This window comes from Pseudomonas sp. TMW22091 (assembly GCF_022496705.1).
GTDB lineage: Bacteria > Pseudomonadota > Gammaproteobacteria > Pseudomonadales > Pseudomonadaceae > Aquipseudomonas > Aquipseudomonas saxonica.
On the sequence record NZ_SCFI01000006.1, the window covers coordinates 298,357 to 310,794 of the forward strand.

12 protein-coding genes are annotated in these 12,438 nt (G+C 57.7%); 7 read left to right on the forward strand and 5 right to left on the reverse strand.

The window, feature by feature from the left end:
- Positions 1–90 precede the first annotated feature (90 nt).
- Together lptG and lptF are read right to left on the reverse strand one after the other, a co-directional pair.
- The gene (gene lptG, locus EQV93_RS14215; protein ID WP_122782500.1) at positions 91–1,152 is read right to left on the reverse strand and encodes an LPS export ABC transporter permease LptG; all 1,062 of its coding nucleotides are present in this window, start codon (positions 1,150–1,152) and stop codon (positions 91–93) included.
- Positions 1,145–2,263, reverse strand: coding sequence for an LPS export ABC transporter permease LptF (gene lptF / locus EQV93_RS14220; RefSeq protein WP_122782501.1), 1,119 nt, complete (start codon positions 2,261–2,263; stop codon positions 1,145–1,147). Before lptF ends, lptG begins: the two co-directional genes overlap by 8 nt.
- Positions 2,264–2,581: 318 nt before the next feature.
- Here lptF and EQV93_RS14225 point away from each other — a divergent pair, with 318 nt between their 5' ends.
- From EQV93_RS14225 to rlmF, 5 genes are all read left to right on the forward strand, one after another.
- Entirely contained in the window at positions 2,582–4,072 is a 1,491-nt protein-coding gene (locus tag EQV93_RS14225) for a leucyl aminopeptidase (RefSeq protein ID WP_122782502.1), read from the forward strand.
- A gap of 59 nt (positions 4,073–4,131) precedes the next feature.
- Entirely contained in the window at positions 4,132–4,572 is a 441-nt protein-coding gene (locus EQV93_RS14230) for a DNA polymerase III subunit chi (protein ID WP_240891778.1), read from the forward strand.
- Positions 4,573–4,579: 7 nt separating this feature from the next.
- Positions 4,580–4,954 carry a DNA polymerase III subunit chi gene (locus tag EQV93_RS14235; RefSeq protein WP_122782504.1) on the forward strand — a complete coding sequence of 125 codons (375 nt, stop codon included), beginning with the start codon at positions 4,580–4,582 and terminating at the stop codon, positions 4,952–4,954.
- 232 nt (positions 4,955–5,186) lie between these two features.
- Positions 5,187–8,033 (forward strand): valine--tRNA ligase, encoded by a 2,847-nt coding sequence (locus EQV93_RS14240; RefSeq protein ID WP_122782505.1) that lies wholly within the window; start codon positions 5,187–5,189, stop codon positions 8,031–8,033.
- Positions 8,034–8,122: 89 nt separating this feature from the next.
- Entirely contained in the window at positions 8,123–9,139 is a 1,017-nt protein-coding gene (gene rlmF, locus EQV93_RS14245; protein ID WP_122782506.1) for a 23S rRNA (adenine(1618)-N(6))-methyltransferase RlmF, read from the forward strand.
- Positions 9,140–9,210: 71 nt separating this feature from the next.
- Here rlmF and EQV93_RS14250 read toward each other — a convergent pair whose 3' ends face one another.
- Positions 9,211–9,492 (reverse strand): HU family DNA-binding protein, encoded by a 282-nt coding sequence (locus EQV93_RS14250; RefSeq protein ID WP_122782507.1) that lies wholly within the window; start codon positions 9,490–9,492, stop codon positions 9,211–9,213.
- A gap of 398 nt (positions 9,493–9,890) precedes the next feature.
- Here EQV93_RS14250 and yejK point away from each other — a divergent pair, with 398 nt between their 5' ends.
- Together yejK and EQV93_RS14260 are read left to right on the forward strand one after the other, a co-directional pair.
- Positions 9,891–10,895, forward strand: a complete 1,005-nt coding sequence (yejK, locus tag EQV93_RS14255; RefSeq protein ID WP_146385357.1) for a nucleoid-associated protein YejK — start codon at positions 9,891–9,893, stop codon at positions 10,893–10,895.
- Entirely contained in the window at positions 10,895–11,269 is a 375-nt protein-coding gene (locus EQV93_RS14260; protein WP_122782509.1) for a glutaredoxin family protein, read from the forward strand. The genes yejK and EQV93_RS14260 overlap by 1 nt, the downstream gene beginning before the upstream one ends.
- Positions 11,270–11,615: 346 nt before the next feature.
- Here EQV93_RS14260 and EQV93_RS14265 read toward each other — a convergent pair whose 3' ends face one another.
- Entirely contained in the window at positions 11,616–11,924 is a 309-nt protein-coding gene (locus EQV93_RS14265; protein WP_122782510.1) for a GIY-YIG nuclease family protein, read from the reverse strand.
- Positions 11,911–12,375: a nuclear transport factor 2 family protein gene (locus EQV93_RS14270; RefSeq protein WP_240891779.1), complete on the reverse strand. Its 465-nt coding sequence runs from the start codon at positions 12,373–12,375 to the stop codon at positions 11,911–11,913. The genes EQV93_RS14265 and EQV93_RS14270 overlap by 14 nt, the downstream gene beginning before the upstream one ends.
- Between the last annotated feature and the right edge of the window lie 63 nt (positions 12,376–12,438).

The window sequence follows — 12,438 nt, forward strand, 5'->3', positions numbered from 1 at the left end:
CGCCAAGCGTCACGTTCACTGGCCAAGGTACACCGACAAAAAAGCCCCTACCGTGAGATAGAGGCTTTTGAGTGACTCAATAACGACGCATCAACCCGCTCGGCGCAACAGCCACAGCCCCGCCAATGCGCAGATAGCGGCCGGTAGCAGCACCGCAAACAGTGGCGAGAAGCCAAACACCAGGCTGGAGGGGCCCAGCAAGTCCTGGGCAATCTTGAATGCAAAGCCGACCAGCACCCCGGTGAATACTCGCTGCCCCAGTGTGACAGAGCGTAACGGACCGAAAATGAACGAGATCGCCATCAACACCAGCGCAGCCGTGACCAAGGGTTGCAACACCTTGACCCAGAACGCCAGCCAGTAACGACCGTTGTTCAGGCCTTGATCCTTGAGGTAGTGGATATAGCTCCACAAGCCGCTGATGGACAGGGCGTCAGGCGCCATGACCACGGTATTGAGCAACTGCGGGCTCAGCAGTACGTCCCAACGCTCTGCGGGGACTTTGACGACTTCAGTGCTGCGATCATGGAAAACCGTGGTGGCAACGTCGGTCAACTGCCAGTGATCCTGATCGAACTGCGCTCTTTTGGCGAAGCTGGACGACAGCATGTGGCGCTCTTTATCAAAGCGGTAGCGGGTAACACCCAGCAAGACCCCATTGGGTTGTACCGCGTTGATATGGATGAACTCATCGCCCTGACGGTGCCACAAGCCATGCTTGGAGCTTTGCGCATCACCGCCACCCTGCGCCAGGGCGCGGTTGGCCTGAGCCATGGTTTCAGTGGCTGGCGCGACATATTCACCGATCAACAGGCCGGCCACCATCAGCACCAGCATCGGCTTCATGACCGCCCAAACGATACGCCCGATAGAAACACCGGCCGCCCGCATGATGGTCAATTCACTGTTGCTCGCCAGGCTGCCCAGGCCGATCAGACAGCCGATCAGGGCCGCCATCGGCAGCATGTCGTACATGCGGCGCGGCGCCGTGAGCAAGACAAAACTCAGCACATCCATGACGGTGTAGGTGTCACTGACGCTGCCCATTTCGTCGATAAACGCAAACAGCGTGGCCAGTCCTAGAATAATCCCCAGTACCGCCAGGATCGCCAACAACACACTTTTACCAATGTAGCGATCGAGCTTAACCACGGGCCATCTCCTTCACGCTACGACGACTCGCCAACTTCAAGCGCAACGGTTCCCAATACAACAACCCCAGACCAACCGCCAGGAACAGAATATGCACCCACCACAAACCCAGCACCGGGGACAGCTTGCCCTTCTCAAGGGCACCACGGGCCGAAATCAGCATGGTCAGATACCCCATATACAGCAGGATGGCCGGCAATAATTTGAGGAATCGACCCTGACGTGGATTAACCCGCGACAGAGGCACCGCAATCAAGGTCACGACAAACACCAGCAATGGCAAGGAAATACGCCACTGCAATTCGGCAATGGCACGCGGCTCAGGATTGCCTATCAGGTCAAGCGTCGGAATCGCATCGCGGTCAGTCACTTCATCACTGACGTCCGGCTTGGGCAGCAACACACCGTACGTGTCGTACTGAATGGCGCGATAGTCGGCCAGCCCAGGCTGCCCGTCATAGCGATAGCCGTTGTCCAGCACCAGCCAGCGACTGCCGTCGGGGCGCACTTCCTGACGGCCTTTTTCAGCCACCAACACCGAAATGCCACGATCCTTGGCATCTTGCCCAAGGTTTTTCTGAGAGATGAACACGCCCGACAGGTTAGTACGGTCGTTGGTCAGCTCTTCGGTGTAGGTCACCCGCGAGCCGTCACTCAAGGACTGAAAACGCCCCGGCTCCAGCGTATCGAACTCGGTCAGGGCATCTTGCTTGTTCAGCAGCAACTGAAATTGATTGGCACCTTGCGGGGCCAGACTCAGGCTCAGCCATGCCACCACCAGCGCAACAAAAGCCGCAGGCACCAGGGTCATGCCCAGCAAACGCTGCTGACTCATGCCGGTGGCCGACAACACGGTCATCTCGCTTTCCAGGTACAACCGGCCATACGCCAGCAAAATACCCAAAAACAGACCCAGTGGCAGGATCAGTTGCATAAACCCCGGCAGTCGAAACCCCATGATCAGGAACAACGAACCAGGATCGAGCGCGCCGGAAGCAGCCTGCGCCAAGTATTTAATGAAACGACCACTCATGATGATGACCAGCAGCACAGCACTGACTGCACTCAAGGTAACCATGACTTCGCGGGATAGATAACGGAAGACGATCAAACCAGACACTCCAGGGGTCGTCAGGCAAAGGCGGCCAAACAAACGGCATAACGAGTGGACACAGACTCAGATGAAGAGCCTAGCCGTTAAAAAAGATGGCGCATTATCCTGTGAATGAGTGCGCCTGTCACTGCGCATGCTCACCCAAGGCTTCAAAGCGTGAATGACACGGCAATCGAGGGTTGTCAGGGTCTGCCGACGAGGTTCAAACTGCCCGCCTTGACGCTTGCCCGAACGGCAGGTGAAGCGCTTCATCTATATAAGCAAGCAAACACTTCGTTTGCGCGCACGTTGACCATTTGATTCAGGGACCCGGACATGGAACTGGTTGTAAAAAGCGTTAGCCCAGAAACGTTGAAAACGGCCACTCTAGTGGTCGCCATCGGTGAAGACCACACACTCGGCAACACAGCCAAGGCCATTGACGAACTCACGGGCGGCGCCATCAGCGCCGTACTCAAGCGCGGCGACATCGCCGGCAAAACCGGTCAAACCCTGCTGCTGCACAGCCTGCCCAACCTTAAAGCCGAGCGCGTACTGCTGGTGGGTACCGGTAAAGATGCCGAACTGGGTGATCGCCCGTTTCGCAAAATTATCAGCAGTACCCTCAACGTACTGAAAGGTCTGGGCGGCAGCGATGCCGTTCTGGCGCTGGACGAACTGGTCGTCAAGGGTCGCGACAGCTACGGCAAAACCCGTCTGCTGGCAGAAACACTGGTTGATGGCGAATACACGTTCGACCGTTTCAAGAGCCAGAAAGCCGAACCGCGCGCGCTGAAAAAAATCACCCTGCTGACCATCAAGGCTGCACAGGCTGAAGTGCAACTGGCTGTAACCCATGCTCAGGCGATTGCTGCCGGCATGTCGTTCACCCGCGATCTGGGCAACTTGCCGCCGAACATCTGCCACCCGACTTTCCTGGCTGAACAGGCCAAGGAGCTGGGCAAGGAATACAAAGGCCTGAAAGTCGAAATCCTTGACGAGAAAAAGATCAAGGAACTGGGCATGGGCGCGTTCTACGCCGTGGGCCAGGGCAGCGACCAGCCGCCTCGCCTGATTGTCATGAACTACTCGGGCGGCAAAAAATCCGAGAAGCCATACGTACTGGTCGGCAAAGGCATCACCTTTGACACCGGCGGCATCAGCCTCAAGCCGGGCGCCGGCATGGACGAAATGAAGTACGACATGGGTGGCGCTGCCAGCGTGTTTGGTACGCTGCGCGCCGTGCTTGAGCTGAAGTTGCCGATCAACCTGGTGTGCATTCTGGCTTGCGCCGAAAACATGCCAAGCGGCGGTGCAGCGCGCCCAGGTGACATCGTCACGACCATGAGCGGTCAAACCGTCGAGATCCTCAATACCGACGCCGAAGGCCGTCTGGTACTGTGCGACGCCCTGACCTACGCCGAACGCTTCAAGCCGCAAGCCGTTATCGACATTGCTACCTTGACCGGCGCCTGCATGGTTGCCTTGGGCGCTCACACGTCCGGCCTGATGGGCAACAACGACGAGTTGATCGGCCAACTGCTCGAAGCCGGCAAACAAGCCGACGACCGCGCCTGGCAACTGCCGTTGTTCGACGAATACCAGGAGCAACTGGACAGCCCGTTTGCCGACATGGCCAACATTGGCGGCCCGAAAGCCGGTGCAATCACCGCTGGCTGCTTCCTGTCGCGTTTCGCCAAGGCCTATCACTGGGCTCACCTGGACATCGCTGGCACCGCATGGGTGAGCGGCGGCAAGGACAAGGGCGCCAGCGGCCGCCCAGTGCCTCTGCTGACCCAGTACCTGCTGGACCGCGCCAACGCTTGACGCTGACAATCGAAAGCTGCGCGGCTTGATGGCCGCGCAGCCTCGATTCAGGAATCGCAATGACCACTGAAACAACCAAAATCGACTTCTATATTCTTCCAAGCGCGGCCACATCGGCGCGGCTGGATTTTGCCTGCAAGCTCACCGAAAAAGCCTGGCGCCTCGGGCATCGGGTCTACCTGCACTGTAGCGACGCCGCGCAACGCCAGGATCTGGATGAGCGCTTATGGCGCTTCAAGGGCGAGAGCTTTGTGCCCCACAGCCACTTCGAAGATGAACCCGATGGCGTAATTGTCATGGGCCTGGGCGAAGCACCGGCCAGCCATCAGGATTTATTGATCAACCTGGACCTTAAAGTCCCTGAATTTTTTAAACGCTTTGCCCGTGTGGCCGAAGTCGTGGTCGAAGACCCTGTCGTGCGACTGGCGGCACGAGAGAGTTTCCGCTTCTACCGCGAACAGGGCTATCCTCTGCAAGACCACAAGCTGCAACGACTTTGAGCACACGATGGACACCTCCAACTCCTCACAAAAAGCTGCGCACCTGCTCGACGACCTTGAATCCATTCGCCAATTGCTGGGCGATGATGGTCTGCAGCCGCCGCTACTGACCGAAATGGTGGGCGCCGAAGGGGCCCAGATCCCCCTGCTGTCTGAAGCCATCGACGACGAGAACCAGATGCCGCTGGTCGGTATTGCACCCGCACCGAAGGCGCAAAAACAGCCGGACGCCCTGCTCGTGCACCTGGACAACGAGCTGCGCACAGCGGCGCACTCGATCATGCAAGACGTGATCAACGACTTCACGCCGCATATCGAAACCGAAATAAAACGCCGCCTTGAAGCGCACATGGAGCGCCTGCTGGCGCAGCACCAGAGCTGAGCGATTTCTCGTAACCGCTGCCAAAGGCTGCGTCCGATTGCCAAGCGATCGCCACCCTGACAACGCGCCCCATCTGACGGATTGCATTGCCTGATTTCACGACGGCTACACCGCCGAACGCAGCCAGCAGTAGCGGCTAATCATTCGCGGCCGCGTACAACTCGCCCTTCGCGTCCCGCCCCGCTATACTTGCCGGCTTTCCTGAATTAATGCCAATAGGGTCCCGCCGCGCATGGATAAGACCTACCAGCCGCACGCCATTGAAACTTCCTGGTACAAAACCTGGGAAGAAGAGAATTATTTTGCCCCGCAAGGCGCGGGCGACCCGTACACCATCATGATTCCGCCGCCGAACGTCACCGGCAGCCTGCACATGGGTCACGGCTTCAACAACGCGATCATGGACGCCCTGATCCGTTTCCGCCGCATGCAGGGTCGCAACACCCTGTGGCAGCCGGGCACCGACCACGCGGGCATCGCCACCCAAATGCTGGTTGAGCGCCAAATCGAAGCCCAGGGCCTGAACCGCCACGATCTGGGCCGCGAGAAGTTCCTCGACAAAATCTGGGAATGGAAAGATCAGTCGGGTGGCAATATCAGCCGTCAGATTCGTCGCCTCGGCTCGTCCGTAGACTGGAGCCGCGAGCGTTTCACCATGGACGACGGCCTGTCCGAAGCCGTGAAAGAAGCGTTCGTGCGCCTGCACGAAGACGGCCTGATCTACCGCGGCAAGCGTCTGGTCAACTGGGACACCAAGTTGCACACGGCCATTTCCGATCTTGAAGTGGAAAACCACGACGAGAAAGGTTTCCTGTGGAACCTGCGTTACCCACTGGCCGACGGTGCGAAAACCGCTGATGGCCTGGATTACCTGGTCGTGGCTACAACCCGTCCTGAGACCATGCTGGGCGACGCGGCAGTCGCCGTGAACCCCGAAGATGAACGCTATAAAGCCCTGATCGGAAAATTCGTCGAGCTGCCGCTGGTCGGCCGCCGCATTCCGATCATTGCTGACGACTACTGTGACCCTGAGTTCGGTACCGGTTGTGTGAAAATCACCCCGGCTCACGACTTCAACGACTACGAAGTCGGCAAGCGCCACAACCTGCCGCTGCTCAACATCTTCGACAAAAACGCCGCCGTACTGCCTGCCGCTCAAGTGTTCAACCTGGATGGCACGTTGAACGACAGCGTCGACGGCACCCTGCCGGCCAAGTACGCCGGCCTGGATCGCTTCGAAGCGCGCAAGCAAATCGTCGCCGATCTGGATGCTGCTGGTTTGCTGGTCAGCGTCGATGATCACGCCCTGAAAGTGCCAAAAGGCGACCGTTCGGGCACCGTTATCGAGCCATGGTTGACCGACCAGTGGTACGTATCGACCAAGCCGCTGGCCGAGCCTGCCATTGCTGCCGTTGAAGACGGTCGCATTGCATTCGTGCCTAAACAGTACGAAAACATGTACTTCTCGTGGATGCGCGACATCCAGGACTGGTGCATCAGCCGTCAACTGTGGTGGGGCCATCGCATTCCGGCCTGGTATGACGAGTCGGGCAAGGTCTATGTGGGCCGCGACGAAGCTGAAGTGCGTGCCAAGAACAACCTGGGCCCGGACGTTGCGCTGCAACAGGACAACGACGTACTCGACACCTGGTTCAGTTCGGGTCTGTGGACCTTCTCCACCCTGGGCTGGCCGGAAAAAACCGACGCGCTGAAAACCTTCCACTCCACTGACGTGCTGGTGACGGGCTTCGACATCATTTTCTTCTGGGTTGCCCGGATGATCATGCTCACCATGCACTTGGTGAAAAACGAAGACGGCACCCCGCAAGTTCCGTTCAAGACAGTGTATGTACACGGTCTGGTGCGTGACGGTCAGGGCCAGAAAATGTCCAAGTCCAAAGGCAACGTACTGGACCCGCTGGACATCATCGACGGCATTGAACTCGAAGACCTGGTGGCTAAACGCACCTCGGGCCTGATGCAGCCAAAACTGCTGAAGAAAATCGAGAAGCAGACCCGCGACGAATTCGCTGACGGTATCGCCAGCTACGGCACCGATGCACTGCGTTTCACCTTCTGCTCGCTGGCGTCCACCGGTCGCGACATCAAGTTCGACATGGGCCGCGTTGAAGGCTATCGCAACTTCTGCAACAAGATCTGGAATGCCGCACGCTACGTGCTGGACAAGGGCGAAGACTGCGGCCAGAACGGCGAAGCCTATGAGCTGTCGCTGGCAGACCGCTGGATCATCTCGCAGTTGCAACGCACTGAAGCCGAAGTGACCCGTCACCTCGACCAGTTCCGTTTTGACCTTGCGGCACAGGCCCTGTACGAGTTTATCTGGAACCAGTACTGCGACTGGTACCTGGAACTGTCCAAGCCTGTGCTGTGGGACGAGAACGCCCCGGTTGAACGTCAGCGTGGCACCCGCCGCACGCTGGTTCGGGTGCTGGAAGTGGCATTGCGCCTGGCTCACCCGTTCATGCCATTCATCACCGAAGAAATCTGGCAGCGCATTGCGCCGCTGGCCGGCGTTGAAGGCAAAACCATCATGCTGCAACCGTGGCCAGTACCGAACGAGGCGCGCATCGACCAGGCCGCCGAAGACGATATCGAATGGCTCAAGGGCCTGATGCTGGGTATTCGCAACATTCGTGGCGAAATGAACATCGGCCCGGGCAAGCCATTGCAGATCTACCTGAAAAACGTCAGCAGCGAAGATCAACGCCGCCTGACCGAGAACGATGCCCTGCTCAAAAAGCTGGCTAAACTCGAATCGATCACCGTGCTGCAAGACGGCGCCGAAGCACCACTGTCGGCTACCGCACTGGTAGGCGAGATGGAAGTGCTGGTGCCCATGGCCGGCCTGATCGACAAAGATGCAGAGTTGGCGCGTCTGGACAAGGAAATCCAGCGTCTGAACGGCGAAGTGGCCCGCGTAGGTGGAAAACTCTCTAACGCCGCGTTCGTTGACAAAGCTCCGGCCGAAGTCATCGAAAAAGAACGAACCAAGTTGGCCGAAGCCGAACAGGCCTTGAGCAAACTGGCCGAACAGCACGCGCGGATTTCCAGCCTGTAAAAAAGCTGCGCACCTGATCGCGGGCAAGGCCTTAGTTCTGAAAGGAACCAAGGCCTTGCCCGCGATTGCTTTTGTGGAATGAATTGAACATGACAACCCCACGCACTTCCAAAGCCACACGCCACAAGCCCAAGGCTGCCAGCGATAACACGCCGGCTGCCCCTCGGGTCAAGCCGAGCCTGCACCCGCGCAACCGCCATCAGGGCCGTTACGACTTCCCGCAGTTGATATCGGTCTGCCCTGAGCTGGCAGAGTTCGTGATCATCAACCCGTACGGCAAAGAAAGCATCGACTTCGCCAACCCGGATGCCGTGCGCGTCTTCAACCGTGCGCTGCTCAAGGCGTTCTACGGTATCGCCCACTGGGACATTCCGGCTGACTACCTGTGCCCGCCTGTGCCCGGTCGCGCTGACTACGTGCACTTCCTGGCCGACCTGCTGGCTTCCATGAACGATGGCGTCATCCCGCGTGGCCCGAGCGTGCGCGTGCTGGACATCGGCATGGGTGCAAACTGCGTTTACCCGCTGATTGGTCACAGCGAATACCGCTGGCAGTTCCTGGGCACCGAAGTTGACCCCACAGCGGTCAAGGCCGCCAAGGCGATCGTGCAGTCCAACGGGTTGAACAAAGCCATCAGCCTGCGTTTGCAGCCTGACCCGAAGAAGATCCTGCTGGACGTTCTGGACAACACCGAGCGTTTTGACCTGAGCATGTGCAACCCGCCGTTCCACGCGTCTATCGACGAAGCCACACGGGGCAGCGAGCGTAAATGGCGCGCACTGGGCAAGGCTGATCCCAAGCGCAAACTGCCCGTACTGAACTTTGGCGGTCAAGCGGCTGAATTGTGGTGCGAAGGTGGTGAGCAGCGCTTTGTGACCCAGCTGATTCGTGAAAGCGTACAAGTGGGCCGTCAGGTGCTGTGGTTCAGCGTGCTGGTGTCCAAGGCGTCCAACTTGCCGGCGATCCAGACTGCCCTGAAAAAAGCCGGTGCGCGCGAAAGCCAGGTGGTCGACATGTCACAGGGCAACAAGCAAAGCCGCTTTGTTGCATGGACATTCCATGACAAAGAGCAGCAGCAGATGTGGCGCGAGAAGAATTGGAAGTAAATGCGCAATAGCTTGGGCATAAAAAAGCCGCGCTTCGGAGTGATCCGAAGCGCGGCTTTTTTACAACAGTCTTACTTGTTAACAGCGTCAGTCAGGCCTTTGGCCACAACGAGCTTGATAACTTTTTTGGCAGCGATTTCGATGGCAGCGCCAGTCGAAGGGTTACGGCCAGTACGGGCAGGACGCTCGGTCACTTTCAGTTTGCCAATACCTGGCAGAGTGATTTCGCCGCCATTTTCCAATTGATCAGCAACGATCTGAGCCAGTTGGTCCAGAGCATTACGCGCGGTAGTTTTCGGCGCGTCGATAGCTTCAGCGATATCAGCGATCAGTTGGTCTTTAGTCATAGCCATTGAGATGGTCCTTCCCTATCAAATTCATTTGGTTTGCAGAGTGCAAAGTCAGCTATCGAGCCAGATCTCAGGGGTCTGGCACGCCCGTTGGCTTTCACGACGAATCGCGGATGTAGAGTGCTAAAACGGGGTTTGGTTCGACCTGACACTTGCTGAATGCATGCTTTGCGCCATTACACAGCGCAAGACCGGGCAAAACTAGCACAGAGACGGCTAAATATCCGCCTCTACCTAGCCATTTGGTCAGCTTTATCGCTCTAAATCAGTAAAAAAGCTCATACGGGCGATCACAAGCCCCCTAAACACGGCCGCAAAGACTGCCCCGGCGCTCAGGTGGGTTACACTTGGCGCTTTTGCGGGGTGTGCGCCCTGCCCTCTCATTACTCACCGAGAAGCCCATGCCGATCCGTCATTGCATCGTCCATTTGATTGAAAAAAAACCCGACGGTACGCCCGCTGTTCTCCACGCCCGCGACTCTGAACTGGCCGAGTCCCAAGCCATCGAGAACATGCTCGCGGACCTCAACGAAAGCTATAACGCCAAGCAAGGTAAAGCCTGGGGGTTTTTCCATGCTGAGTCTGGCGCGCACCCGTTCAGTGGCTGGCTCAAAGAGTATCTGGACGGCGGCAAGGATTTCACCGCGTTCAGCCGCGTCGCCGTTGAGCATCTGCAAAAGCTGATGGAGGAATCCAACCTCTCAGTGGGCGGGCACGTGCTGTTTGCTCACTACCAGCAAGGCATGACTGACTATCTGGCCATCGCCTTGCTGCACCACAGTGACGGCGTGGCAGTGAACCAGGAGCTGGATGTGACCCCCTCGCGTCATCTGGATCTTGGCCAACTGCACCTGGCCGCCCGCATCAACATTTCCGAATGGCAAAACAACAAGCAGTCCAAGCAATACATTTCGTTCATCAAAGGTAAAAACGGCAAGAAGGTTTCGGAATACTTCCGCGACTTTATCGGCTGCCAGGAAGGTGTCGACGGCCCGGGCGAAACCCGAACGCTGCTCAAAGCCTTCAGCGATTTTGTTGAGAGCGAAGACCTGCCGGAAGAGTCCGCACGCGAAAAGACCAAAACACTGGTTGATTACGCAAGCAGCCAGGCCAAGATCGGTGAACCGATGGGCCTCGAAGAATTGTCCGAGCTGATTGACGAAGAGCGCCCCAAAGCCTTTTACGACCATATCCGCAACAAGGATTACGGCCTGTCGCCAGAAATCCCGGCTGACAAACGCACCCTTAACCAGTTCCGTCGGTTCACTGGCCGTGCTGAAGGCCTGTCCATCAGTTTTGAAGCGCACCTGCTGGGCTCCAAGATCGAGTTCGACGAAGAAGCCGGTACCTTGGTCATCAAAGGCCTGCCGACCCAACTGCTCGACCAGCTCAAGCGCAGCAAATAATGTTCAACGGGATTCTGAAGAAAGTCCTGTTTGTTCTGATCGTGGTGGTGGTGTTTCAGAATTGGGGCAAAATCCAGCGGGTATTGAACCCTTCGGGTGTTGTATCCGAGCAAACCCGGGCCGACGCCCGGGTCGTGCTGTATGCCACGCAGTGGTGTGGTTACTGCAAGGCCACGCGGCGTTTTCTGGACGAGAAAGGTATCCCGTTCAAAGAGTTCGATATCGACAAGGATGCAACCGCACGTGAGGCCTACGAGGCGCTGGGCGGACGCGGGATACCTATACTGGATGTCAACGGGACGTTGATCAGAGACTTCAAGCCAGAAGCGATAGAGGCGGCGTTGAAGTCACCCGCAAAAGCGCCCTCACCCTAACCCTCTCCCAGAGGGAGAGGGGACTAAAAGCAGATTCGCGCTACACCTCAGATCAAGCTCCCACTCCCAGAGGGAAAGGGGACTAAAAGCAGATTCGCCCTACGCCTCAGATCAAGCTCCCTCTCCCAGAGGGAGAGGGGAATAAAAGCAGATTCGTCCTACACCTCAGATCAAGCTCCTCTCCCAGAGGGAAAGGGGACTAAAAGCAGATTCGCGCTACACCTCAGATCAAGCTCCCTCTCCCAGAGGGAGAGGGGACTAAAAGCAGATTCGCGCTACGCCTCGGATCAAGCTCCCTCTCCCAGAGGGAGAGGGGAATAAAAGCAGATTCGCGCTACGCCTCAGATCAAGCTCCCTCTCCCTCTGGGAGAGGGCTGGGGTGAGGGTTTGCGCACCCCACCTGACTCAGCACTAGACACTCCTTGGCGCTCTTCCTGAGCTTTTTGATCAGCCGTTCCTGACGCAACGCTTCGCCTTTATCAGGCCAGGACTCGACATACACCAGCGCCACTGCCGGGCTCGAGGCAAAAAATCGCGCGCCCTTGCCCGTTTGATGCTTGGCAAAACGGCGCACCGGATCATCGCTGATCCCGCAATACAACGAACCATTGGCCGCCCTGACCAAATACACAAACCAGGGTTTACTCACGGCCAGCCTGAAAGGCTTTAAGGCCTTTTAGCGCCTGCCCCCGTATCGCGTTTTTTACCCACGGCGTCCACCCCAACAGCAGCCCCTTGATACCCAAGGCCTGACGCGACCAACGCCATAGATCAAAATGATCATGGTGTTCGCAAATCTTGCCGTCCCGAAATACAAACCGGGCCTCAATATCATTGATCACCACCGCCCCGCTCTGACTGAACACATAGGTCGCCACCCAATGAGCGCTGCCCGTCTGCGCGTCGGCCTGCACTCGGTCAAAGGTCAGCGTAAAGTCTTTGGCCCGAGCCGTCAGCATGCGCCACATATCGCCAGCATTGCGGCCACGCAGCTCACCGAATACCGGGTCGCTGAACACTACGTCGTCGGTGTAACAGGCAGCCATCGCTTCAGCATCAAAGCGTTGGAAAGCTTCATAGAAATGGGTGATCAACGCTTGGCTCATGACAAGGTCCGTTCCATTGGAGTATCTGAGCACGATAATCTGCAATCCGCAGAAACACTACGC